At 69.2% G+C, this 22,543-nt stretch carries 24 protein-coding genes; 13 read left to right on the top strand and 11 right to left on the bottom strand.

What is annotated here, in order from left to right:
* The first annotated feature begins 73 nt into the window (after positions 1 to 73).
* The gene (locus ACIBGM_RS21600; protein ID WP_396386567.1) at positions 74 to 1,489 is read left to right on the top strand and encodes a M20/M25/M40 family metallo-hydrolase; all 1,416 of its coding nucleotides are present in this window, start codon (positions 74 to 76) and stop codon (positions 1,487 to 1,489) included.
* Here ACIBGM_RS21600 and ACIBGM_RS21595 read toward each other — a convergent pair whose 3' ends face one another.
* The 3 genes from ACIBGM_RS21595 to ACIBGM_RS21585 form a co-directional block, all read right to left on the bottom strand.
* Positions 1,490 to 2,008: a hypothetical protein gene (locus tag ACIBGM_RS21595; RefSeq protein ID WP_360526076.1), complete on the bottom strand. Its 519-nt coding sequence runs from the start codon at positions 2,006 to 2,008 to the stop codon at positions 1,490 to 1,492.
* 74 nt (positions 2,009 to 2,082) lie between these two features.
* Positions 2,083 to 3,270 (bottom strand): phosphotransferase, encoded by a 1,188-nt coding sequence (locus tag ACIBGM_RS21590; protein ID WP_396386566.1) that lies wholly within the window; start codon positions 3,268 to 3,270, stop codon positions 2,083 to 2,085.
* A gap of 84 nt (positions 3,271 to 3,354) precedes the next feature.
* Positions 3,355 to 4,047, bottom strand: coding sequence for a hemolysin III family protein (locus ACIBGM_RS21585; protein WP_360526071.1), 693 nt, complete (start codon positions 4,045 to 4,047; stop codon positions 3,355 to 3,357).
* A 259-nt stretch (positions 4,048 to 4,306) separates the two neighbouring features.
* Here ACIBGM_RS21585 and ACIBGM_RS21580 point away from each other — a divergent pair, with 259 nt between their 5' ends.
* From ACIBGM_RS21580 to ACIBGM_RS21540, 9 genes are all read left to right on the top strand, one after another.
* On the top strand, positions 4,307 to 5,086 hold the full coding sequence (locus tag ACIBGM_RS21580; protein ID WP_360526068.1) for an isoprenyl transferase: 780 nt from the start codon (positions 4,307 to 4,309) through the stop codon (positions 5,084 to 5,086).
* 1,429 nt (positions 5,087 to 6,515) lie between these two features.
* The gene (locus ACIBGM_RS21575) at positions 6,516 to 7,850 is read left to right on the top strand and encodes a PhoH family protein (RefSeq protein ID WP_396355637.1); all 1,335 of its coding nucleotides are present in this window, start codon (positions 6,516 to 6,518) and stop codon (positions 7,848 to 7,850) included.
* Between the two features lie 174 nt (positions 7,851 to 8,024).
* Entirely contained in the window at positions 8,025 to 8,723 is a 699-nt protein-coding gene (locus ACIBGM_RS21570) for a hypothetical protein (protein WP_360526062.1), read from the top strand.
* A 100-nt stretch (positions 8,724 to 8,823) separates the two neighbouring features.
* The gene (locus ACIBGM_RS21565) at positions 8,824 to 9,405 is read left to right on the top strand and encodes a dihydrofolate reductase family protein (RefSeq protein WP_360526060.1); all 582 of its coding nucleotides are present in this window, start codon (positions 8,824 to 8,826) and stop codon (positions 9,403 to 9,405) included.
* A gap of 12 nt (positions 9,406 to 9,417) precedes the next feature.
* Positions 9,418 to 10,065 (top strand): hypothetical protein, encoded by a 648-nt coding sequence (locus ACIBGM_RS21560; protein WP_396386565.1) that lies wholly within the window; start codon positions 9,418 to 9,420, stop codon positions 10,063 to 10,065.
* Positions 10,066 to 10,086: 21 nt separating this feature from the next.
* Positions 10,087 to 11,502, top strand: a complete 1,416-nt coding sequence (locus tag ACIBGM_RS21555; protein WP_396386564.1) for a class II fumarate hydratase — start codon at positions 10,087 to 10,089, stop codon at positions 11,500 to 11,502.
* 44 nt (positions 11,503 to 11,546) lie between these two features.
* The gene (locus ACIBGM_RS21550; RefSeq protein WP_360526051.1) at positions 11,547 to 12,185 is read left to right on the top strand and encodes a DUF402 domain-containing protein; all 639 of its coding nucleotides are present in this window, start codon (positions 11,547 to 11,549) and stop codon (positions 12,183 to 12,185) included.
* 1 nt (position 12,186) lies between these two features.
* A complete protein-coding gene (locus tag ACIBGM_RS21545; protein ID WP_396386563.1) occupies positions 12,187 to 12,720 on the top strand; it encodes a hypothetical protein in 534 nt (177 codons plus the stop codon).
* Between the two features lie 57 nt (positions 12,721 to 12,777).
* Positions 12,778 to 12,936 (top strand): hypothetical protein, encoded by a 159-nt coding sequence (locus ACIBGM_RS21540; RefSeq protein ID WP_360526045.1) that lies wholly within the window; start codon positions 12,778 to 12,780, stop codon positions 12,934 to 12,936.
* On the opposite strand, the gene ACIBGM_RS21535 is transcribed toward ACIBGM_RS21540, so the two are convergent.
* Positions 12,933 to 13,361, bottom strand: a complete 429-nt coding sequence (locus ACIBGM_RS21535) for a nitroreductase/quinone reductase family protein (protein ID WP_396386562.1) — start codon at positions 13,359 to 13,361, stop codon at positions 12,933 to 12,935. The two genes, ACIBGM_RS21540 and ACIBGM_RS21535, sit on opposite strands and share 4 nt — an antisense overlap.
* Positions 13,362 to 13,376: 15 nt before the next feature.
* Entirely contained in the window at positions 13,377 to 15,041 is a 1,665-nt protein-coding gene (locus ACIBGM_RS21530) for a fumarate hydratase (RefSeq protein WP_360526039.1), read from the bottom strand.
* 346 nt (positions 15,042 to 15,387) lie between these two features.
* Here ACIBGM_RS21530 and ACIBGM_RS21525 point away from each other — a divergent pair, with 346 nt between their 5' ends.
* Together ACIBGM_RS21525 and ACIBGM_RS21520 are read left to right on the top strand one after the other, a co-directional pair.
* Positions 15,388 to 16,077: a DUF1707 domain-containing protein gene (locus ACIBGM_RS21525; RefSeq protein ID WP_396386561.1), complete on the top strand. Its 690-nt coding sequence runs from the start codon at positions 15,388 to 15,390 to the stop codon at positions 16,075 to 16,077.
* Positions 16,078 to 16,129: 52 nt separating this feature from the next.
* Positions 16,130 to 16,537, top strand: a complete 408-nt coding sequence (locus ACIBGM_RS21520) for a DUF6326 family protein (protein WP_360526033.1) — start codon at positions 16,130 to 16,132, stop codon at positions 16,535 to 16,537.
* 375 nt (positions 16,538 to 16,912) lie between these two features.
* Here the strand turns inward: ACIBGM_RS21520 and ACIBGM_RS21515 are convergent, their stop codons facing one another.
* From ACIBGM_RS21515 to ACIBGM_RS21505, 3 genes are all read right to left on the bottom strand, one after another.
* Positions 16,913 to 17,410 (bottom strand): hypothetical protein, encoded by a 498-nt coding sequence (locus ACIBGM_RS21515; RefSeq protein WP_360526030.1) that lies wholly within the window; start codon positions 17,408 to 17,410, stop codon positions 16,913 to 16,915.
* Positions 17,410 to 17,886 carry a hypothetical protein gene (locus ACIBGM_RS21510; RefSeq protein WP_396386560.1) on the bottom strand — a complete coding sequence of 159 codons (477 nt, stop codon included), beginning with the start codon at positions 17,884 to 17,886 and terminating at the stop codon, positions 17,410 to 17,412. The genes ACIBGM_RS21515 and ACIBGM_RS21510 overlap by 1 nt, the downstream gene beginning before the upstream one ends.
* Before the next feature lie 124 nt (positions 17,887 to 18,010).
* A complete protein-coding gene (locus tag ACIBGM_RS21505) occupies positions 18,011 to 19,351 on the bottom strand; it encodes a 2-isopropylmalate synthase (protein ID WP_396386559.1) in 1,341 nt (446 codons plus the stop codon).
* Between the two features lie 60 nt (positions 19,352 to 19,411).
* Between ACIBGM_RS21505 and ACIBGM_RS21500 the strand changes: the two genes are divergently transcribed.
* Positions 19,412 to 20,080, top strand: coding sequence for an FCD domain-containing protein (locus tag ACIBGM_RS21500; protein WP_360526021.1), 669 nt, complete (start codon positions 19,412 to 19,414; stop codon positions 20,078 to 20,080).
* Here ACIBGM_RS21500 and ACIBGM_RS21495 read toward each other — a convergent pair.
* From ACIBGM_RS21495 to glpX, 3 genes are read right to left on the bottom strand one after another with little or no spacing between them, the layout of a single operon-like run.
* A complete protein-coding gene (locus tag ACIBGM_RS21495) occupies positions 20,077 to 20,547 on the bottom strand; it encodes a hypothetical protein (protein WP_360526018.1) in 471 nt (156 codons plus the stop codon). The two genes, ACIBGM_RS21500 and ACIBGM_RS21495, sit on opposite strands and share 4 nt — an antisense overlap.
* Positions 20,547 to 21,491: a carbohydrate kinase gene (locus tag ACIBGM_RS21490; protein ID WP_360526015.1), complete on the bottom strand. Its 945-nt coding sequence runs from the start codon at positions 21,489 to 21,491 to the stop codon at positions 20,547 to 20,549. Before ACIBGM_RS21490 ends, ACIBGM_RS21495 begins: the two co-directional genes overlap by 1 nt.
* On the bottom strand, positions 21,488 to 22,522 hold the full coding sequence (gene glpX / locus ACIBGM_RS21485; protein ID WP_360526013.1) for a class II fructose-bisphosphatase: 1,035 nt from the start codon (positions 22,520 to 22,522) through the stop codon (positions 21,488 to 21,490). Before glpX ends, ACIBGM_RS21490 begins: the two co-directional genes overlap by 4 nt.
* Positions 22,523 to 22,543: the final 21 nt, after the last annotated feature.

The raw sequence follows: 22,543 nt of genomic DNA, 5'->3' as shown, positions 1-22,543 counted from the left end.
CGGGGCGCGCGGCCTCCGCCCAGGCTCGCGCGCCCCGGATCTTCTTTGATTGAGGCCAAAGGAGATCGCCCCCATGCGAAAGTCCCTGTACTACGGCGCCGGCATCGCTGTGCTGGCTGCCGCGATGCTTGCCCCCGGCAACGTCGCCGGCGCGGTCGAGTCCCCCGACATCTCGGTCACCAACGCCAAGGCGCACCTCGACCAGTTCCAGTCGATCGCCACGAACAACGGCGGCAACCGCTACAACGGCCGCCCCGGCTACAAGGCCTCCGCCGACTGGGTGAAGGCCAAGCTCGACGCGGCCGGCTACACCACCACCCTGCAGTCCTTCTCCACCTCGGCGGGCACGTCGTACAACGTGATCGCCGAGTGGCCGCACGGCGACGCGAACCACGTCGTGATGACCGGCTCGCACCTGGACTCGGTCAGTTCCGGTCCGGGCATCAACGACAACGGAACGGGCAGCGCCGGCGTACTCGAAACCGCCCTCGCTTACGCTGCCAGTGGCCAGACGCCCAGGAACCGGCTGCGGTTCGGCTTCTGGGGCGCCGAGGAGCTCGGCCTGGTCGGCTCCCGGTACTACGTCAACAACCTGTCCGCCACCGAGCGCGCGAAGATCGAGCTCTACCTGAACTTCGACATGATCGGGTCGCCGAACCCGGGCTACTTCGTGTACGACGACAACCCGGCCGGCGACGGCGCCCGGGACGACCTGGTCGCGTTCTTCGCCGGCAAGAACGTCCAGACCGAGTTCATCGATATCCAGGGCCGGTCCGACCACGCCGCGTTCCGGTCGCTCGGCATCCCGACCGCAGGCACCTTCTCCGGCGCCGAGGGGACGAAGACGTCCGCCCAGGCCGCCAAGTGGGGCGGTACCGCGGGTCAGGCCTTCGACCCGTGCTACCACCGGTCCTGCGACACCATCAACAACCTCGACCTGACCTCGCTGGACCGGCAGATCGACGCCATCGGCCACATGGTCTGGAACTACGCCCAGAAGGACTACAGCGAAGGCCCGCCGCCGACCGGTGACAACCTGCTGCTGAACCCGGGCTTCGAGTCCGGCGCGGTGAACTGGACCGGCACCACCGGTGTGATCACCAACAACGCCGGGCGTCCGGCGCACGGCGGCAGCTGGAAGGCGTGGCTGCAGGGCAACGGCCGGACGACGACCGAGAACGTCGGCCAGTCGGTGACGATCCCGGCGTCGGCGACCGCCGCGTCGCTGTCGCTGTGGATCCGGATCGACACCGCGGAGACGACGAGTTCCACGGTGTACGACACGGTCAAGGTGCAGGTGGTCGACGGATCCACGACCACCACGCTGGCGACGTACTCGAACCTGAACAAGAGCACGTCGTACGTCCAGAAGACCCTGAACGTCCTTGCCTACAAGGGAAAGACGGTCACGGTCCGCTTCCTCGGACAGGAGGACTCCTCCCTGCAGACCAGCTTCGTCATCGACGACGTCGCGGTCACCACCGGCTGATCAGATCGGCTTGCAGAGTTTGCCCGGTGGGATGGTGGCTTCGGTGAGCAGGGTGCTCACCGGGGCCGCCAGCGGCTTCACCTTCGGCTCCTCGAGCCGGGCGGTCTTCCCGTTGGCGGTGACGGCGAGGATCATGTCGTCGGGGTAGCGGACCGTCGGCTTGACTACCGGGAGGCTGGCCCAGTCGACTTGCTCGGCGGCCGTGGTGATCCGCGTCAGCAGGGCCTTGTCCAACTGGCAGCGGACCGTCTCCTTGCCGCGTGCGCTCACCGTCGCGACACCGTCGGTGTCGATCACCACCTTGTCGTCGAACCCGGCGAAGCCGCCGGTCCGGGTGACGACGAGGGGCAAAGCGGCACCGACCGGCGTCGACTGGGTCACCGTCGGCATCGTCGGTGTGGGCGGGCTGGACGGGGTACCGCCCGTGCCGCCGTCGGACTCGTTCCCGCACCCGGCCAGGACGAGTCCGGCGACGGCGCCGACTGTGGCCGCGGCTGCGTATCTGCTGAGGTTCCTCACGCACCATGGATACCCGCAGCGGCGGCATTCGTTGCAGCTGTGACAGGACTGAGATGTTGTCGTCACACCACCGTTCACACCACCGTGGAGACCAGATCCACCAGTGACCGCGTCAGCAGCACGCGCTCCTCGAACATCGCCTGCGTGACCTCGTCGCCGGGCTGGGTGATCGCCTCCAGCGGCAGCGCGGTGAACGTCGCCCGGGCGAGCAGCGACCCCAGGTAGCCGTACAGCACCTGCTCCTCGGTCACCGTCATCCCGTCCTCGGCCAGGCCGGCCATGAACGCCCTGAGGATCGTCTTGTGCACGACCGGCAGCGCATCGGGCGCCAGTTCACCTGCGTGCGCGAGCCCGACCAGCAGCTGCCCGAGGTCGAACCCGACCGCCTGCGGACAGTCGAACCCCCAGTCGATCACCACGAACTCGTCCGGCTTCCCCTGTGGAACCAGGAGATTCTGCGGACTCGCGTCTCCGTGCTGGTAACACTGCGGCAACGCGTCCAGAGCATCCAGTACGGCGGGTAGCCGGGCACCCAGGTCGAGCAGGTCGTCACGCAGCCGGTGGTCGCCGAGGTGGCAGACGGCCGCGGCGAGCAACGGATGCCGCCAGGTCTCCGGATCGGCGATGGCCGGCAGCGCGCTCATCATCACCCGTCCGTTGGTGTAGTAGCGCAGTGCGTAGCCGGGCCGGTTGAAGTCGCCGCCGCGCGGGAGCAGCGGCTCGACGAGATGCGGCTGGCGGCGGGCGGACAGCCGTCCGAGCAGGTAGGCCGCGCGCTCGAACCGCTCCAGCGGCCACGGGCCCGGCTCCTGGACGACGTTCTCCATCCACACGGTGCCGCGGTCGTCGTCGTACAGGTCGATCCGGTAGGCCTTGGGCAGGCGCATCCCCGCGGGCAGCAGGTCTGCGACGCCGCTGCGATGGACGGCGATCTCCAGCTGCCAGGGCAGGTTCTGGATGAAGATCTCCCGGTACTGCTCGGGCACGACGTGCAGGAGCGGCCAGTGCCGGACCGACTGGAGCTTCTTGACGAAGCAGGACCAGCCGACCTCGTACGTCTCCGGCGATCCGGTCGGCAGTGACGCCGTACCGAAGACGCGGAGCAGGGCCTCGGTGCTCGGTGTGCCGATCAGGTAGTCGACCGGCTCGACCCGGACGTCGCCGGGGTCGGCTTCCGGGTGCCCGGTGATGGTCCGGACCAGAGCGGTGAAATCATCCCGGGCCAGCGCGTCGCGGCCGAGTGGTTCCAGTGCGGTGATCATTCGTGTCCCCCCAAACGATGGCTACTGCCCATCGTGCGGGAGGATCTTCAGCCAGTCTTCAGGGCTGGCACGGAGTCCGGGAAATCACGCCTGGTACGTCGCGATGCTCACCGCGATGTAGTGGCAGACGAACGCGGCCACGGTGAAGGCGTGGAAGATCTCGTGGAAGCCGAACCACAGCGGAGACGGGTTCGGCCGCTTGGTGCCGTACACGACGGCGCCGATCGAGTACAGACCGCCACCGACCGCGATCAGGGTGACCACCGCGGCGCCGCCGAAGTGGTAGAAGTCGCCCATCCAGAAGATCGCCACCCAGCCCAGCGCCAGGTAGATCGGGGTGTAGAGCCAGCGCGGGGCGCCCACCCAGAAGATCCGGAACAGGATGCCGAGCAGCGCGCCGCCCCAGACCATGCTGAGCAGCAGCAACCGGTCCTTGCCGTCCAGCAGCATCATGCCGAGCGGCGTGTAGGTGCCGGCGATCAGCAGGAAGATGTTGCTGTGGTCGAGCCGGCGCAGGATCGCCTCACCGGTCGGTCCCCAGTAGAACCGGTGGTACAGCGCGGAGATGCCGAACAGCAGCATCGCGCCCATCGTGTAGACCGCCGCCGCCCAGCGGGCGCCCGCGTCCGGGGCCAGGCAGATCAGCACGATGCCGGCGGCGGTGGCGAACGGGAAGGTGCCGGCGTGCAGCCAGCCGCGGAGCTTGGGTTTGAGCGGTCCGAGCCGCCCGGAGAGCGTATGACCGAGTTCCTGGGGCTGGGTGCTGCTAGCGGTCATCGCCGTCCTTTCGAGGGGTGCCGGGCGGTTCTGTACCTACGCAACCGTAACCTACGGAACCGTAAGTTCACTGGTCCATAAGGATGAAATGTAGGCGAGATCACGGGCGCGCACACCTCCCCTCGCGTGTCCGACGCACGAACTCTCGCGAAAGTTCGGCGGGTCCGCGAGTTCGCCGGGAGCTCGCTGGAGCCCTCTCAACGGCGGCGATTCTGGGCTAGCGTTGTGGCCGAGAGTCTTCGAGGAGAGCAACCTGCCCATGCGGACACCTGGCAAGCAGAAGCTGCGCGACGCCCTGTACACGCTGTACGAGCGTCGGGTCCGCCGGTCCCTTTCGCCGGACCGGATCCCGCGGCACATCGGCGTCATCATCGACGGCAACCGGCGCTGGGCCCGGGCGGCCGGCGACCCGGTGTCGCGCGGTCACGAGGCCGGGGCGAACAAGATCACCGAGTTCCTCGACTGGTGCGACGACGTCGGCGTCAAGGTGGTCACCGTCTGGATGCTGTCCACCGACAACCTGAGCCGGCCGGCCGACGAGCTGGAGCCGCTGCTGCGGATCATCGAGCAGACGGTCGAGGAGCTCACCGCGATCGGCCGCTGGCGGATCCACCCGGTCGGCGCGCTCGACCTGCTGCCCGGCGCCACCGCCGAGGCGCTCAAGGCGGCCGAGACGGCCACCCAGGGCGTCGAGGGCATGCTGGTCAACGTCGCGGTCGGGTACGGCGGCCGCCGCGAGCTCGCCGACGCGGTCCGCTCGCTGCTGCTCGAGGAGGCCGCGAAGGGCATCTCGATCGAGGAGCTCGCCGAGCGCGTCGACGTCGAGCACATCGCCGGGCACCTGTACACCAAGGGCCAGCCGGACCCGGACCTGGTCATCCGGACGTCGGGGGAGCAGCGGCTGGGCGGGTTCCTGCTGTGGCAGAGCGCGCTGAGCGAGTTCTACTTCTGCGAGGCGCTCTGGCCGGACTTCCGGCACGTCGACTTCCTGCGGGCGATTCGGAGCTACGCGCAGCGAGAGCGCCGCTTCGGGACGTGACCCCGCGTCCACAGCGGCGGCACTCCGTACGCCGTCGCAGGTAGTAGGCATAGGTCGCCGTACCCAGGCCTGCTCCCCAGAGCACCCAGAGGACGCCCGGGAGGTTCACCGCCCAGGCGTCGCCGTCCGTCTGGAGCTGGGCGTTCATCAGGCCCGCCGGGATCAGTACGACGGCTACCAGCGAGGCGGGGATGATCGCGAGGAGCGGTGGCACCCGCTTGCCCGCCTTGAACCAGATCCAGCGCGGGTAGACCTCGCCCCAGGGCCGGACCAGGCCGTGGGTGAGGATGCCGCCGGTGATGCCCATCACCGCCAGCCCGAGGCCCATCTCCAGCATCCCCGGGGTGTCGACCATCATCTGGTGGAACTCTTCGGGGATGCCCAGCGGCCAGCCGAAGTACCAGGCCACTCGGGTGAACTCGTAGGGCAGGTTCGCCACGACGGAGACCGCGACGGCCCAGCGTCCCCAGCGAAGTGCGGACTCAGGTGTGGTCCAGCGCTTGTCGCCGTGATCGCTGCGGCCGCAGGACACACAGGCGTCGCGGCTGCGGCGGTGGTAGGCGATCGCAGTCGCGGCCCAGAGCAGGCCGCCGACGAACAGGATCACCAGGTTCAGCCGGTGCCAGTAGAGGACGTCGCCGAGGTCCTGCGGGCCCGGGACGCCGGTGAACGCGAAGACCACGAGGGCGGGGGAGAGCGCGAGGAGCGCGACCAGCGTGTAGTCGGGGATCACGAGCGCGAGGCCGACCGCGAGGACGGCCGCGATCGTCTGCAGCACCCAGCCTCGTCCCCGCCGCCTGGTCATCACCAGCGCGAGTACGGCGCCGCCCAGCCCGACAGCGGCCATGATCGGGGCCACGATCTCGGCCGAGGACCCTTCCAGAATCGAGCCGGTCGCCCGGTTATCGGCCACTTTCGCAAACGGGTACGCCGCTCCGCCGAGTGACCAGTAGACGCCCAGTACGCCGTACGCGAAGGACCACACCGCGGTCGCATATCCGGTCAGTTCCGGCCAGTTTTTACGCATGCCGCCAGCGTCGCCGGGACAGCGCCGTACCGGATCACTCCGGAGGGTGATCGGGCTCCCCCGTCTGGGTGGAGCAAGGTGTAACACGCCGTTAACCCCGCGGACGGGCGTGTCGGGCTGCGCCGTTTGGGTGGCAGATCTACCCTCCTAAGTGACGGTCGGAGGGGAAGCCGGCTGTCCGGGAGGCCCGATCAGCTTGAGAGTCGTTCGCCAGCCGGTTGCCCCATGAGGGGCAGAACGGAGTGCCCGAGACCCCAGGTCTCGATCTCACTGGTTCCCGTTGTCGCTCGTGCGGCGCAGCGGACGGGGTCTGCACCAGATCCCGGGGCCAGCTCCCGGTCCATCACTTAACCACTGGTGGGCCGGGCGTGGTGCACGTCGCGGCCCGAGAGGACGTGCGACATGGCTGCCACCCACGCCAAGGCGTCAAGTACCTCATCCACACCGGCCCAGCGCACCTTCGTGCTGGACACCTCGGTGCTCCTGTCCGACCCGCACGCGATGATGCGGTTCGACGAGCACGAGGTGGTCGTCCCGGTGGTCGTCGTCACCGAATTGGAGGGCAAACGGCATCACCCGGAACTCGGCTACTTCGCACGCACCGCGCTGCGGCTGCTGGACGAGCTCCGGATCCTGCACGGACGTCTGGACGCGCCCCTGCCAGTGGGGGAGAAGGGTGGAACCCTCCGGGTCGAGCTGAACCACACCGACCCCGAGAGCCTGCCGGCCGGTTTCCGGCTCGGCGACAACGACAGCCGGATCCTGGCCGTGGCCTGCAACTTCAAGGCCGAGGGCAAGGACGTCACGCTGGTCTCGAAGGACCTGCCGATGCGGGTCAAGGCGTCGGCCTGCGGCCTGATGGCCGAGGAGTACCGCGCCGAGCTGACCCTGGAGTCCGGCTGGACCGGGATGAGCGAGCTCGAGGTCGGCACGCAGGACGTCGACGACCTGTACGAGAACAGCGTGCTGGAGCTCCCGCAGGCCGGTGAGTTCCCGACCCACACCGGGCTGGTGCTGCTGTCCGAGCGGGGCAGCGCACTCGGCCGGGTGATGCCGGACAAGCGGATCCGGCTGGTCCGCGGCGACCGGGAGGCGTTCGGGATCCGCGGGCGGTCGGCGGAGCAGCGGGTCGCGCTCGACCTGCTGCTGGACCCGGACGTCGGGATCATCTCGCTCGGCGGCCGGGCCGGCACCGGCAAGTCCGCGCTCGCGCTGTGCGCGGGCCTGGAGTCGGTGATGGAACGGCGGCAGCACAAGAAGGTCGTGGTATTCCGGCCGCTGTTCGCGGTCGGCGGCCAGGAGCTCGGCTACCTACCCGGCACCGAGTCCGAGAAGATGCAGCCGTGGGCCCAGGCCGTGTACGACACGCTCGGCGCGCTGACCAGCGGTGACGTGATCGACGAGGTGATCGACCGCGGCATGCTCGAGGTGTTGCCGCTGACCCACATCCGCGGCCGGTCGCTGCACGACGCGTTCGTGATCGTGGACGAGGCACAGTCGCTGGAGCGCAACGTGCTGCTGACCGTGCTGTCCCGGGTCGGCGCGAACTCGCGGGTGGTGCTCACCCACGACGTCGCCCAGCGGGACAACCTGCGGGTCGGCCGGCACGACGGCGTGGTCGCGGTGGTCGAGCAACTGAAGGGCCACCCGCTGTTCGCGCACGTCACGCTGACCCGCTCGGAGCGCTCCCCGATCGCCGCGCTCGTGACGGAGATGCTGGACGACTTGCAGCTGTAAGGAGCATTCCTACTGTTAGGTAATAGGAATCTGTAAAAGCAAGGTAAGACTTCGGTGCGGTCGCCATCAGGCGGCCGCACCGCTGTTTGTGACCTGCTTGTGATCACGGTCCGTTTAGGCCAGAGTATGTTCCTGTTGCCAGCCGACGGGGGTCGGGTTTTCTCGGAAGGACAGATGAAAGCGAAGCGCTCCGTCGCGGCTCTCTCAGTGACAGGGATCGCCGTCGTCTCCGTTGTCGCCGGTATCGACCTCTTCAGCTCCCCCGGGAGCAGCCAGGCCGCAGAGCAGGTCTCCGGACGCGCCGAGATGGCCGTTCTGAACAGCGAGCGGGCCCGCGCTGCCGCAACCCCGTCCGAAAAGCCGCAGAGCGCCGAGGAGCAGGCGAAGGAAGTCTCCAAGCTGCGCAACCAGCTCGAGGCCGTCGAGCAGGCCCGGAAGCTCGCGCAGGACCAGGCCGACGCCAAGCAGGCCGCCAAGAACGCGGCGCTGAAGCGGTACGAGGCGCTGCAGAAGACCAGCCAGAACTCCCGCGAGGAGCGCGCCAGCCGCGACGCCGAGCGCGAGAAGTACGAGGGCACGCCCAAGGAGGTCGCCCGCAACCTGCTGTCCGACCACGGCTGGAGCGAGAGCCAGTTCGGCTGCCTCGAGAAGCTGTGGAACAAGGAGTCGCGCTGGCAGGTCGACGCCGACAACCCGACCTCCAGCGCGTACGGCATTCCGCAGGCGCTCCCCGGGAACCGGATGGCGGCGTACGGCTCCGACTGGCGGACCAACCCGATCACCCAGATCAAGTGGGGCCTCGACTACATCGACAACCGCTACGGCTCCCCCTGCTCCGCCTGGGCGCACTCGCAGGCCAAGGGCTGGTACTGACCGTTTTCCGTGCCGCTTCCGTGGTGAGCACGGAAGCGCCGGGGGCCGGGTGCGCGGCAGGCTTCGAGAGGTAGGCAACCACCTCTGCGAAGGAGTCATCATGGCACTCGTCATCTCGGGCATCTCGATGTCGCTGGACGGATTCGTCACCGGCCCGGACGTCACCCGGGAGCACCAGCTCGGCACCGGCGGCGACATCCTGCACCGCTGGCTGTGGGAGCCGGCCCCGGAGGACACCGAGGTCCTCGACGGCATGGCGGCCAACGTCGGCGCGATCCTGATGGGCCGGCGCTCCTACGACCTCGCCGAGGGCGACGGTGGCTGGGGCGACGGCGGCCCGGCCGGGCAGATCCCGTGCTTCGTCGCGACTCACCAGGCTCCGGCGCCGGAGACGGTACGGGCGCCGCAGGTGTTCACGTTCGTCACCGACGGGATCGAGTCGGCGGTCGAGCAGGCGAAGAAGGCGGCGGGCGACAAGGTCGTCGGCGTACACGGCGCGAGCACCGCTCAGCAGTGCCTTGCCGCGGGGTTGCTGGACGAGATCCAGCTGCATCTGGTCCCTGTCCTGCTGAAGTCGGGCACCCGGTTGTTCGACGGCATCGGCCGGCAGTTCCAGCTGGAGCGGACTGCCGTCGTACCCAGCGCGAACGTCACCCATCTGCGGTACAAGGTGCGCTACTGAGAAGATGACCGGGTGCTGGAGATCGCGCGGGGGAGCAGTGAGCGGGGTGAGCTCGTCCTCCGTCACCGCGACGACGGTGCGCTGGAGCTGCGGGTGAACGGCGTCTTCGTGATGGACGACGTGGAGACCTCCAGCGAGGAGCTGCTGGCGTCGGCGGCCCTGGCCTCGGTACGGCGTCCTGACCGCGTGCTCGTGGGCGGTCTGGGGCTCGGCTACACCGTGCGAGCGCTGCTGGCCGACCCGCGGCTCGGCCAGGTGGTGGTCGCCGAGATCGAGCCCGAGTTGGTCTCGTGGATGCGCTCCGGCCTGGTGCCGTCGGTGCTGGACGATCCACGGGTGGGTGTCGTGGTCGGCGACGTACGGGATGTGGTTGCCGAGGCCGAGGATGCCTCGCTGGATGCCATCCTGCTGGATGTGGACAACGGCCCGGACTTCCTTGTCTACAACGAGAACTCGGCCATTTACGCCTCGCCGTTCGTCACCACGTGCAGGTCGAAGCTTCGAGCCGGCGGCGTGCTGACCGTCTGGTCGTCGTCCGAGTCGGCCGCCCTGGAGGATGTTGTCGCGTCAGTTTTCGGTGCGTGCGAGGTGAAGCCGGTCCCGGTGCGGCTGCAAGGACGGGCCGAGACCTACTACGTCTACCAGGGCTGCCGACAGTGACGAGCGACGTACGCTGCAGGTATGGGTGACAACGTGGAGTTCCGGATCGAGCACGACACGATGGGCGAGGTCAAGGTGCCTCGGGACGCGTTGTGGCGGGCGCAGACCCAGCGTGCGGTGGAGAACTTCCCGATCTCCGGCCGGCCGCTGGAGCCCGCGCTCGTGCACGCGCTCGCCCAGATCAAGGCCTCGGCCGCGGTGGTGAACGCCGAGCTCGGCGTCGTCGACCGGGCGCAGGCCGACGCGATCGTCGCCGCCGCGGACAAGGTGGCCGCGGGGGAGTACGACGCGGAGTTCCCGATCGACGTGTTCCAGACCGGCTCCGGGACGTCGACGAACATGAACACCAACGAGGTGCTCGCCACCCTCGCCTCCCGCGAGCTCGGCGCCGAGGTGCACCCGAACGACCACGTCAACGCCTCCCAGTCCAGCAACGACACCTTCCCGTCCGCGATCCACGTCGCCGCGACCGCCGGCGTCGTCCAGGACCTGCTGCCGGCGCTCGAGCACCTGGTGGAATCCCTGTCCCGTAAGGGATCCGAGTTCGCCGCGGTGGTGAAGTCCGGCCGTACGCACCTGATGGACGCGACGCCGGTCACGCTCGGCCAGGAGTTCGACGGCTACGCCCAGCAGATCCGTCGCGGCGCCGACCGGGTCCGCGCGACGCTGCCCCGGGTCACCGAGCTGCCTCTGGGCGGTACTGCGGTCGGCACCGGGATCAACACCCCGCCGGGGTTCGCCGCGAAGGTGATCACCGAGCTGAACCGGCGTACCGGCCTGGAGCTGCGCGAGGCCGAGGACCACTTCGAGGCGCAGGGCGCGCGGGACGGCCTGGTCGAGCTGTCCGGCCAGCTCAAGACGGTCGCGGTCAGCCTGACCAAGATCTGCAACGACCTGCGCTGGATGGGCTCCGGGCCGCGGGCCGGGCTCGGCGAGATCCAGCTGCCCGACCTGCAACCGGGGTCGAGCATCATGCCGGGCAAGGTGAACCCGGTGATCTGCGAGGCGACCCTGATGGTCGCCGCCCAGGTGATCGGCAACGACACCGCGATCACTGTGGCCGGCGCCGGCGGCAACTTCGAGCTGAACGTGATGCTCCCGGTGATCGCCCGCAACCTGCTCGAGTCGATCACCCTGCTGGCGAACTCCTCCCGGCTGCTCGCCGACCGCTGCGTCGACGGCATCACCGCGAACGTCGAGCACGCCCGCGCGCTGGCCGAGTCGTCACCGTCGATCGTCACCCCGCTCAACCGCTACATCGGCTACGAGAACGCCGCCGCGGTCGCCAAGAGCGCGCTCAAGCAAGGCAAGACGATCCGTGAGGTCGTCATCGAGAACGGTCATGTCGAGAAGGGTGACCTCACCGAGGAGCAGCTGGACGCGGCGCTCGACGTACTGTCGATGACCCGGCCGGCCCAGAATCCGGCTCAGCAGTGAGCGCGGCGGCGCCTGCGCCGGGGCGCTTGTGGGAGCCGGGCACGGTGATCGAGTGGGTGTACCAGGGGACCGGGCGGCACGAGGACAAGCCGAACGTCCGGCCGATGACCGTGGTGCGCGACGACGCCGACGGGCTGGTCGCCTGGCTGGCGCCGGGGACGCCGCTGATCAAGCCGGTCCTCACCGACGGCCGGGAGACCAGGTACGCCGGTCCGGTCGCGATGTTCACCGAGGAGCGGGTGCTGAAGCTCGACGTCTGGCGCGGCACCGGGATCCTCAAGGTGCTGCCGCCCGGCAAGCCGTGGTCGGTGTGGCACTTCTGGGCCGACGACGGCACCTTCCGCGGGTGGTACGTGAACCTGGAGGCGCCGCACGAGCGGGATGTCGCGGGGCGCCGTACCAGCACCGTCGACCACGTCCTCGACCTGTGGATCCAGCCGGACCGCACGATCGAGTGGAAGGACGAGGACGAGCTGGAGGGCGCGGTCACCGCGGGCCGCTTCACCGCGGCCGAGGCGGAGCGGATCATCGCCGACGGGCACGCGGCGGTGCGGGAGATCGAGGCCTGGGGGCCGCCGTTCTCCGACGGTTGGCAGTCCTGGATGCCGCCCGCGAACTGGCGCCTGCCGACGGCCCCGACCGACCACCAGCCGACGCTGATCGCCGAGGAGCTGCACAGCTGACATGCCCCGGGCCCTCCTGTTGACCGGCGGCGGTGGCGTCGGCAAGACCACCATCGCCCAGACCATCGGCGCCCTCCTCACCGCGCGCCGGCACCGCACCGCGGTGCTCGACCTCGACGCCGTCGCCCAGTTCGGCCCTGCCGGACAGCCGGTGCCGGCCATCGCCGGCCGCCCTCTCCCCGGCCTCCGGTTCCACGACCAGCTGCGGGTCCACAACCTCGCCGCGGTGTGGACCACCTACCGCGATGCCGGTGCCCAGTTCATGGTCGTCAGCGGTCACGTGGAGACACCCGAGCTCCGAGCGGCGTACGCGTCGGCGTTGCACGACTGCGACGTACAGCTGGTGCGGCTGGACACGCCGGTTGAGCTGATCGCCGACCGGACTCGGACCACCCGCGGGCCGGAGTGGGATCTGGAGGCTGCGCTGGCTCAGGCGGCGACGCATCAGCCGATTCAGGACTTCACGGTGGCGAACGACCGGGCGCCCGCGGAGGTCGCCGCCGAGGTGCTCGGCACGGTCGGCTGGCACGGCTGAGACAACGGGTGGATCACGAGGGGTTGTCAGTCCCGGGCTGGGTCTTACCTTGGAAACATGTACACGATCGAGCTGCAACCTGAGGAGCTGCGACTACTGCGATCCGCGCTCGGGTCGTACCTGCAGGCCTTCGGCCACAACGAAGCCGATGTCGTCCAGGCCGCGAAGACGCTCCTCCTCAAGCTCCCCGACCCGGTGGACATGAAGGCGGGCTAGTTCTCCACAGGCTCCAGCACCGCGACCGGAATGGTGCGCTTGGCCTTGGTGGCGAATCGCCCGATCCGTGGATCCTCGGCCAGGATCACGTCGGTCCAGACGACCTGACGCTCCTGGCCGGTCAGCTCACGCGGATGCATCGTCCGGTGCTCCGCGCCGATCTGCACGTCCGTGGTCGGCGCCGCGCGCAGGTTGCGGAACCAGTCCGGGTCCTCGCGCGAGCCCGAGCCCGTACCCCACACCAGCAGTCCGTCGGGCCGCTCGAGGTACCGCACACAGGTCGAGTGCGGTACGCCGGTCCGGCGGCCGGGCGTGGTCAGCATCAGGACGTGCACGTCCTTGCTCCCACTCGCCAGCCGCCCGTCGAGGGTGCGATACATCCACACCCCGATCCTGTTGTTCATCCGCGCCATCCGCCGACTCATGCGGACCACCTCTGTTCAGCTACGAGGACGCACAGTGAGCGGTACCGGCTTCTTCGTGTCCGTGAAGAAGTCATTGCCCTTGTCATCCACCACCACGAACGCGGGGAAGTCCTCGACCTCGATCTTCCACACCGCTTCCATCCCCAGCTCGGCGTACTCGATCACGTCCACCGACTTGATGCAGTCCTGCGCCAGCCGCGCCGCCGGCCCGCCGATCGACCCCAGGTAGAACCCGCCGTGCTCCTTGCACGCGTCCGTCACCTTCTTCGACCGATTGCCCTTGGCAAGCATCACGAACGATCCGCCGGCCGCCTGGAACTGGTCGACGTACGCGTCCATCCGCCCCGCCGTGGTCGGCCCGAAGGACCCCGACGCGTACCCCTCCGGCGTCTTCGCCGGACCGGCGTAGTACACCGCGTGGTCGCGCAGGTACTGCGGCATCGGCTCACCCGCGTCCAGCCTCTCCTTGATCTTCGCGTGCGCGATGTCGCGGGCGACGACCAGCGGCCCGTTCAGCGACAGCCGGGTCTTGACCGGCAGCTTCGACAACTCGGCGCGGATCTCGCTCATCGGCCGGTTCAGGTCGATCCGGACGACGTCGGCCTCCTCGTCCAGGTGCTCGTCCGTGGTGTCCGGCAGGAACCGCGCCGGGTCCCGCTCGAGCTGCTCCAGGAACACACCCTCCGGCGTGATCTTCGCCAGCGCCTGCCGGTCGGCCGAGCAGGACACCGCGATCGCGACCGGGCAGGACGCGCCGTGCCGCGGCAGCCGGATCACCCGGACGTCGTGGCAGAAGTACTTGCCGCCGAACTGCGCGCCGATCCCGAACTCCTGGGTGAGCTTGAAGACCTCCTCCTCGAGCTCCACGTCCCGGAACCCGTGCCCCAGCGGCGATCCGCTCGCCGGCAGCGTGTCGAGGTAGTGCGCGGACGCGTACTTCGCGGTCTTCAGCGCGTACTCCGCCGACGTGCCGCCGACCACGACGGCCAGGTGGTACGGCGGGCACGCGGCCGTCCCCAGGGAGCGGATCTTCTCGTCCAGGAACTCCATCATCCGGGACGGGTTCAGCACCGCCTTGGTCTCCTGGAACAGGAACGACTTGTTCGCCGACCCGCCGCCCTTGGCCATGAAGAGGAACTTGTACGCCGGGTCGGTCGTGCCCGGGGTCGAGTAGAGCTCGATCTGGGCCGGGAGGTTGGAGCCGGTGTTCTTCTCGTCCCACATGTTCAGCGGGGCCATCTGGGAGTAGCGCAGGTTCAGCTTGGTGTAGGCGTCGTACACGCCGCGGCTGATCCACTCCTCGTCGACCGCGCCGGTCAGCACGCCCTCGGACTTCTTGCCCATCACGATCGCGGTGCCGGTGTCCTGGCACATCGGGAGCACGCCGCCGGCCGAGATGTTCGCGTTCTTCAGCAGGTCCAGGGCGACGAACCGGTCGTTGCCGGAGGCCTCCGGGTCGTCGATGATCCGGCGCAGTTGCGCGAGGTGCGCCGTACGCAGGTAGTGCGAGATGTCGTGCATCGCCTCGGCGGTCAGCGCCTGCAGGACCTCCGGTTGCACCTGCAGGAAGGTCCGATCGCCTGCCGTGAATGTGCTCACGCCCTCGGTCGTCAGCAGGCGGTACTCCGTGTCGTCGGCACCAAGCGGCAACAAGTCGGAGTAACTGAAGTCGGCGGACACCGGCGTACCTCCATCACACGTGGTCTGAGCCCTACCACCCTAATCCGCCCACGCCCACCCCCGCCCGCGACCTCCGTCTCACCAGGAGGTTAGGCAACACTCAGCTCCGCACCGCCCGCCAAGCCCCGGGCAACTCCCGCCCGAGCGCCAGCCGATTCCACGACCGCTGGTAGTTGTTTCCCTGCGCCGTCCCCGCTGGGACGCGGTCCCGGAGCGCGTAGGCCACACCAGTGATCCCCGCCAGGCCCGCGACGAACAGCACACCCCGGATTCAGGGGTGGGATCAGGGTTGAATCGGGGAGGAGACCCGACTGCGGGTGGGATGGTGCGCGCGTAAGGTTTTGTCGTGGCCCAGGATGAGATCCCCCAGCAGAACCGACCGCCGGACGCGGTCCCCGCGCCGGCCCCGATGACGGGCGACGAGTTGGCGCTGCGGCGCCGGGTGTCGGACCTGGAGCGCGAGGAGGTCGCCGACGTCCTGCGCGACGCCGCGGGCGAGGGACGGCTGTCGTACGGCGAGCTCGAGGAGCGGCTCGAGACCCTGTACGCCTCCAAGACGTACGGCGAGCTGGTCGAGCTCACCGCCGACCTGCCGAACGGCCCGACCGCACCCAGTGCGCCGGCGGTGTCCCCGCAGCAGCCGGGGACGACGGTGCACGCCGGCCCGGTGATCAACGCGTTCATGTCGGAGACCAAGCGCACCGGCAACTGGCTCGTCCCGCAGCACCAGGAGGTCAACGCCGTACTCGGCGACATCACCCTGGACTACACCGAGGCGCAGCTGCCGTACGACGACGTGTACATCGAGGTGAAGTCGATCCTCGCCGACGTGAAGATCCGCGTCCCGCAGAACGCGATCGTCCACCTGGACAGCAACCCCATCCTCGGCTCGGTCTCCGAACAACAGTCCGGCCCCACCGACGCCACCCCCTCCGGCGGCCGCCCCACCACCTTCCACATCCGCGGCACCGCCATCCTCGCCGAGATCAAGATCAAACGAGGCCCCCGCCTCACCAAACGCCTCGGCCTCGCCTGACCCGTCCAGCCGCCGGTCCGAAGGGGAACGATCATGTTGGACCCCGGCCCCGGTGAACGTGCGGGTCAAGCTCGCCGGCCTCTGGACGTCGACGCTGTTCGTCTTCGCGTACGTCGACCTGTTCAGCCTCTACCGGCCGGACGTCCGTGCCGATCTGGACGCCGGTGAGCTCGGCGGCTTCACCGTCAACCAGGCGTTTCTGGCCGGGACGACGGCGTACATCGTCGTCCCCAGCCTGATGGTGTTCGCCAGCCTGGTGCTCCCACCGAGCATCGGCCGGGTCGCCAACCTCGTCCTCGCCCTCGGGTATGGGATCACGATCATCGCCGGCGCGATCGGTGAGTGGACCTACTATGTCCTCGGCAGCGCGCTCGAGATCCTGCTCCTGGCCGCCGTTGCGTACTACGCCTGGACATGGCCCAAGCAACTAGTGCCGCGTGAAGCAGGGTTGGGGAGGTAATCCCGGAGCCGATAACTGCCAGCTGGCCGGCCGAGCCGTCAGCCAGTGCGCCGGCTGTGGGAGGCATTTGCCGGGTTCTCCCGTGGTCTGGTCCCTTCCCTCTCGGTATGTGTGGGGGAGAACGGTCAGTTGCGGGGTTCTCCGGTGAAATTGCCCCGGTCGGCAGGTGCGGTGCCGGGGTGGGGTTGTGATGGCGTGGAGGTGGACCGGGGTGCCGGGAGTGTGATGGTCTTCGGTGCAGTTCGACAGGACGTGTATGCCCACGGCTGGCTGCTGCCCGCCTGAACCGACGGGCGTTCGGGGTCGTGGACCGGACACCTCCTGTCGAATTGCACACAAGCTGGCGTTAGGACCCCAACGTTGGTTGACGTGGCACTAGTCAGCCGCTGACTCACTGGCCCGTTGCTGCTTCAGTACGACGGTCAGCCACGCCGCGAAGGCCGGGAGGTCCTTGACGTTGTACTGGCGGACCTGGAGGTCTTTGGCCCAGACGTCGGCCGGGAGCACGGGGACCGCCATGAAGAACTTCGGGCCGGTCGGGATCCCGATTGTCCCGACGTCGGACCACGGCATGAACCGTTTGTTGCCGTAGCGGATGCCTTCCCGGTCGACGACCAGGACCGGCCGCTGGGTGACGAACTGCCACACGAGCATGCCGAAGCAGACGAGGAGGCTGGTCGTGCCGAGCAGGCGGAGTACGAGTTCGGCAACGTCCGCGCTCTGCATCTCGGTCACCGAGTTGACCTGAGAGGGGCTGATCAGCGCCAGGAAGAAGACGAACTGGATCAGCACCGGCCGCCGCCGTACCGGAAACACAACCCGCCCGGTCCGCTCGAACTCCTCCGTCCAGACCTCCGGGGACCGCTCACCCATCACAACCATGCTGCCCCCTTCCCGAGCCGCTCGTCCTCGAGCCAGCGCGCGAAGGCGGGAACGTCCCGCAGTTGGTCACGGCCGATGGTGAGCTTCTTGTCCCGCGCGTCGTGCGGCATCAGCCGGAGCTCAGTGAAGAGCCCCTGACCCAGCGGCACGTGGATCGGCGCGATCCCACCCCACGGCAGGAACTTCCGCCGGCCAACCCGCACACCTTCGTCGTCGACCGTCACCGCCGGCCGCCCGGTCACCAGGTGCCACACTCCGAATCCGACCAGCCCCACCCAGACGATGACGAGGACTCCAGCCATGATGTCCTCGGCCAAGAAACTGGGCTCCGGCCGCGTGAAGACCCCGATCCCGATCGGCACCCCCGGCAGGAAGCACCGCACCACCACCGTCAACCGCCGGATCGGAAACACCACCCGCCCGGTCCGCCGCAACTCCGCAGACCAGACCTCAGCAGAAGCCCCCACAAGACCCCCAGCCTTAGAAACTCCCCCCGGAGCTTGCTCACTGTAAGGGACAGCACGGAGCATGTCGCGGATCCGGCGGGTGCTCAGTCGAGTGTTCGTCCGTCTCGCACGAAGTCGACGTCCTTCAGTTCGAGCACCCGAAGACCTCCTCGTACAGCGACTTCAGCTCGACCGCCGTCGCCTCCCGCCCGGTCGCGTCCGTGTGCCGCTGCACATGCCGCGCAAACTCGACCTCCTGCTCCGCCGACAGCCGCACGCCGTACGACGCCTCCAGCAGGTGCGCGATCCCGCCCTTCCCCGACTGGCTGTTGACCCGTACGACGGCCTCGTACCCACGCCCCACATCAGCCGGATCGATCGGCAGATAAGGCACATCCCAGAACGAGTCGCCGGCGGTCCGCCGCGCGAACCCCTTCCGGATCGCGTCCTGATGCGTCCCCGAGAACGCCGTGTAGACCAGCTCCCCGACGTACGGGTGCCGCGGATGGATCGGCATCCGCGTGCACTCCTCGACGACCCGCCGGATCCCGTCGATGTCGGAGAAGTCGATCATCGGGTCCACGCCCTGCGCGTGCAGGTTGAGCGCGAGGGTGGCGATGTCGACGTTCCCGGTGCGCTCGCCGTTGCCGAAGATGCACCCCTCGACCCGCTGCGCCCCGGCCAGTACGGCGAGCTCCGCGCAGGCGATCCCCGTACCCCGGTCGTTGTGCGGGTGCACGGACAGGATGACGCCGTCGCGGCGCGGCAGGTTCTTGTGCATGTACTCGATCTGGTCGGCGTACACGTTCGGCGTCGCCGCCTCGACCGTCGCCGGCAGGTTCAGGATCACCGGCCGCTCGGCCGTCGCGTCCCACAGCTTGGTCAGCTGATCACCCAGCTCCAGCACGAAGTCCGGCTCGGTCAGGTTGAACACCTCCGGCGAGAACTGGAACCGCACCGAGTCCCCGGCCAGCCGCAGGATCTGCTCGGCCCCGGCATAGATGAGCGCCGCCAGTTCGTCCCGCGTCCGACGCAGTACGACGTCCCGCCAGGTCGGAGCCGTGGCCGCATACATGTGAACGACGACCGGTGACCGCATCCCGGCGACGGACTCGATGGTCCGCTCGATCAGCTCCGGCCGGGCCGGCGTGAACACCACGATCGTCACGTCCGGCGGCACCAGGTCGGAGGTCGCCAGCAACCGGACGAAGTCGAAGTCGGTCTGCGAGGCGGACGGGTAGCCGACCTCGATCTCTTTGTAGCCCATGGCAACCATCAGCTCGAAGAACCGGCGCTTGCGGTCCGGGTCCATCGGGTCGGCGAGGGCCTGGTTGCCGTCCCGCAGGTCGACCGGCACCCAGAGCGGGGCGGTGCTGATCCGGCGGTCCGGCCAGTCGCGGTCGACCGGCGCAACCGGCACCTTGGCGAAGATGTCGCGGTACCGGTGGCTGGGCATCGGGGAGGGTTGCTGGTGGTTCCAGTCCATGCGGCCCAACGTACAACTCCTCAGACAAGCTGACAACCTGCGTACCTCTAGACTGTGCCCATGATTCGCCGTCACCCGCTCGCCGAGCAGGCCGCCGAGGAGCTGCTGCAGCGGATCGGCAGCGGCGAGTGGCAGCTCGGCCAGAAGCTGCCCGGTGAGACCACGCTGGCGGCTCAACTGGGGGTCGGCCGGTCGACGATCCGCGAGGCGATCCGGGAGTTGGCGGGCCGCCGGGTCCTGGAGAGCCGGCAGGGTGCGGGTGTCTTCGTGATCGCGCTGCAGGCCACCGAAGACTGGGACAAGGTGCTCCGCAAGGCCGACATCGCCGACCTGATGGAAGTGCGGCTCGCGATCGAGGCCGAGGCGGCCCTGCTGGCCGCGTCCCGTCGTACGCCGGCCGACCTCAAGATGTTTCGCTACACGCTGGCGGATCGGAAGAAGGCGTCGGAGAAGTCACCGGACGACTGGTACGTCGAGGCCGACCTGGCCTTCCATCGGGCGGTGGTGACCGCGGCGCACAACGCTGCCCTGGCGGACCTGTTCGACACGCTGGTGCCGCGGATCCGGCGGGCGATGATGGACATGCTGAAGCTCGACGAGACCCACCGGCACCGCCATGACCAGGCTGCCCATGAGGCTATCGCCGAGGCCATCCGCGACAAGGACCCACAGCGCGCCGCCGACTGCACCCGACAGCACCTCTCCGCGGTCCGCAGCACCGTCGGCTAGGCCCGATGCTCCTCGTGGAGTGACCGCAGCCAAGGGGTGAACGCGCTCAGGTCGGAGACGTTGTCCTGCGGGATGGCCAGCGGCCGGGCGCGTCGATCGGTCGGGCGGATCTGCACGGTCCGGAGTCCGGGCGGGCCGGTCGGGTCGTCGATGCTGGTGATGCCGGACCACCGCAGGCTGCGTCCCCGCGTGATGCCCTCGGCATCGACCTTGACGACCGGACGGTTCGTGACCAGCTGCCACAGGGTCAGCCCGGTGCCGTAGACGAACGCAGCCAGCGCGGTCAGCCGCAGTACGCCGAGGGCCCCGGAGATGTCGTCGTTGCGCCAGTGGTCGAGGTTCGTCCACGCCGACATCACCATCAGCAGGGCGAACCCGGCCAGCCGGATCGCCAGCCGCCCGCGCCGCGGCGGGAAGACGACGCTGCCCTTGGTCTCGAGCTCGGCGGTCCAGGCGTCAGCCGACATCAGGCACCCCAGGTGGCTGTGTGTTCGTCGGCCGTGGGCGGATCGGCGCCGTGCCGCGTACAGGTGATCGCAGCGGCCTTCACCGCGTAGTCCACGACCTCCCGCAGGTCCACGTCCGTCAGGCCGTCCAACCGCGCCGGACCGAGCAGCCCGCGCGAGTGCAGCCCTGCGATCAGCGCCGCCATGAACGAGTCGCCCGCGCCCACGGTGTCGACGACCTGGATCCGCGGCGCCGTCACCTCGATCCGCGCCTCGCGGCTGATCCCGATCGCGCCGTCCCCGCCGCGCGTGATCACCACGCACTGGGTCCGGCCGGCGCTCAGTAGCTCCGCCGCGATCTCGTCCGCCGACAGCCCGGGCCGCAGGAACTCGCAGTCCTCGTCGCTCAGCTTCACCAGGTCGGACAGCGCGGCCAGCTCACGTACGGCGGCCCACGTCGACACCGGGTCCGGAGTGATCGTCGGCCGCGCGTTCGGATCGAGCGTCACCGTCACCGGCTGGTCGGCCATCGCCTTCAGGAACGCGTGGATCGCCGCCGAACCGGGCTCCAGCACGGTCGCGATCGACCCGGTGTGGATCGCCGGGCAACCCCGCGACAGCGACAGCGCCGGCGGTTCCCAGGTGATGTCGAACTGGTACGACGCGACCCCGGCCGCGTCGAGCGTCGCGGTCGCCGTACTGGTCCGGAATCCCGGGTCGACCGAGCCGGGCGCCAGCTGGACGCCGTTCCCGAACAGGTGCGCGCCGAGCTGGTCGCCGTACGCGTCGGTCCCGAACCGGGTGACGAGCTCGGTCGGTACGCCGAGCCGCGCCAGGCCGACCGCGACGTTGGCCGGGGAGCCGCCCGGGGTCGCCTTGGTCTTGCCGTTGCCGTTCCTGGTGCGCGCCGCGCTGCCGACGATGTCCACGAGGGCCTCGCCGACGACGAGGACAGGTGCGCTCATCTGGCGTGCTCGAAGTCGATGGCGGAGTAGGCGCGCAGCTTCTCCAGCTGGTGCACGCTCTCGATGCTGCGGATCGTGCCGCTGCGCGACCGCATCACCAGCGAGTGGGTGCGCGCGGTGGACCGGCCGTACCGGACGCCGCGCAGCAGTTCGCCGTCGGTGATCCCGGTGGCGACGAAGAAGCAGTCGTCACCGCTGACCAGGTCGTCGGTGCTGAGCACCCGGTCGAGGTCGTGGCCGGCGTCGAGCGCCCGCTGCCGCTCCGCGTCGTCCTTCGGCCACAGCCGGCCCTGGATCAGGCCGCCCAGGCACTTCATCGCGCACGCCGCGATGATGCCCTCCGGCGTGCCGCCGATGCCGAGCAGCATGTCCAGGCCGGTGTCCGGCCGGGCCGCCTCGACCGCGCCGGCCACGTCGCCGTCGCTGATGAACTTGATCCGCGCGCCGGTGGCCCGGATCTGGGTCGCCAGCTCCTCGTGCCGCGGCCGGTCCAGCAGGACCACGGTGACGTCGTCGACCGTGGAGCCCTTCGCCTTGGCCACCCGCCGGATGTTCTCAGCGACCGGCAGCCGGATGTCGACCACCTCGGCCGCCTCCGGGCCGACCACGAGCTTCTCCATGTAGAAGACCGCGGACGGGTCGTACATCGAGTTCCGCGCCGACACCGCCATCACCGCGATGCCGTTGGCCATGCCCTTGGCGACCAGCGTGGTGCCGTCGACCGGGTCGACCGCGACGTCACAGTCCGGGCCGTCGCCGGAGCCGACCTGCTCGCCGTTGTAGAGCATCGGGGCGTTGTCCTTCTCGCCCTCGCCGATCACCACCGTGCCGTTCATCCCGACCGTGCCGATCAGGGTGCGCATCGCGTTCACCGCCGCGCCGTCGGCGCCGTTCTTGTCGCCGCGGCCGACCCAGCGGCCCGCCGCCATCGCCGCGGCCTCGGTGACCCGGACCAGCTCCAGGGCCAGGTTCCGGTCAGGCGCGTCCGCCTCGACCTCGAGATGGGCAGGTGGTGTGGTCGGGTCACTCATGCCACCGGATCGTAGCCAACA

The organism is Kribbella sp. NPDC050470 (assembly GCF_044458365.1).
GTDB lineage: Bacteria > Actinomycetota > Actinomycetes > Propionibacteriales > Kribbellaceae > Kribbella.
Note: the sequence above shows the minus strand (reverse complement) of the source record. Positions and strands in the feature narration are given on the sequence as shown.

Bases quoted from the DNA above. Each gene is read 5' to 3' on its own strand.
- ACIBGM_RS21575 (WP_396355637.1), top strand. From the start codon at position 6,516: ATGGCTGCCACCCACGCCAAGGCGTCAAGTACCTCATCCACACCGGCC.
- ACIBGM_RS21600 (WP_396386567.1), top strand. From the start codon at position 74: ATGCGAAAGTCCCTGTACTACGGCGCCGGCATCGCTGTGCTGGCTGCC.
- ACIBGM_RS21500 (WP_360526021.1), top strand. From the start codon at position 19,412: ATGATTCGCCGTCACCCGCTCGCCGAGCAGGCCGCCGAGGAGCTGCTG.
- ACIBGM_RS21515 (WP_360526030.1), bottom strand. From the start codon at position 17,410: ATGGGTGAGCGGTCCCCGGAGGTCTGGACGGAGGAGTTCGAGCGGACC.
- ACIBGM_RS21555 (WP_396386564.1), top strand. From the start codon at position 10,087: ATGGGTGACAACGTGGAGTTCCGGATCGAGCACGACACGATGGGCGAG.
- ACIBGM_RS21535 (WP_396386562.1), bottom strand. From the start codon at position 13,361: ATGAGTCGGCGGATGGCGCGGATGAACAACAGGATCGGGGTGTGGATG.
- ACIBGM_RS21545 (WP_396386563.1), top strand. From the start codon at position 12,187: ATGCCCCGGGCCCTCCTGTTGACCGGCGGCGGTGGCGTCGGCAAGACC.
- ACIBGM_RS21495 (WP_360526018.1), bottom strand. From the start codon at position 20,547: ATGTCGGCTGACGCCTGGACCGCCGAGCTCGAGACCAAGGGCAGCGTC.
- glpX (WP_360526013.1), bottom strand. From the start codon at position 22,522: ATGAGTGACCCGACCACACCACCTGCCCATCTCGAGGTCGAGGCGGAC.
- ACIBGM_RS21570 (WP_360526062.1), top strand. From the start codon at position 8,025: ATGAAAGCGAAGCGCTCCGTCGCGGCTCTCTCAGTGACAGGGATCGCC.
- ACIBGM_RS21580 (WP_360526068.1), top strand. From the start codon at position 4,307: ATGCGGACACCTGGCAAGCAGAAGCTGCGCGACGCCCTGTACACGCTG.
- ACIBGM_RS21490 (WP_360526015.1), bottom strand. From the start codon at position 21,491: ATGAGCGCACCTGTCCTCGTCGTCGGCGAGGCCCTCGTGGACATCGTC.
- ACIBGM_RS21565 (WP_360526060.1), top strand. From the start codon at position 8,824: ATGGCACTCGTCATCTCGGGCATCTCGATGTCGCTGGACGGATTCGTC.
- ACIBGM_RS21505 (WP_396386559.1), bottom strand. From the start codon at position 19,351: ATGGACTGGAACCACCAGCAACCCTCCCCGATGCCCAGCCACCGGTAC.
- ACIBGM_RS21590 (WP_396386566.1), bottom strand. From the start codon at position 3,270: ATGATCACCGCACTGGAACCACTCGGCCGCGACGCGCTGGCCCGGGAT.
- ACIBGM_RS21585 (WP_360526071.1), bottom strand. From the start codon at position 4,047: ATGACCGCTAGCAGCACCCAGCCCCAGGAACTCGGTCATACGCTCTCC.
- ACIBGM_RS21540 (WP_360526045.1), top strand. From the start codon at position 12,778: ATGTACACGATCGAGCTGCAACCTGAGGAGCTGCGACTACTGCGATCC.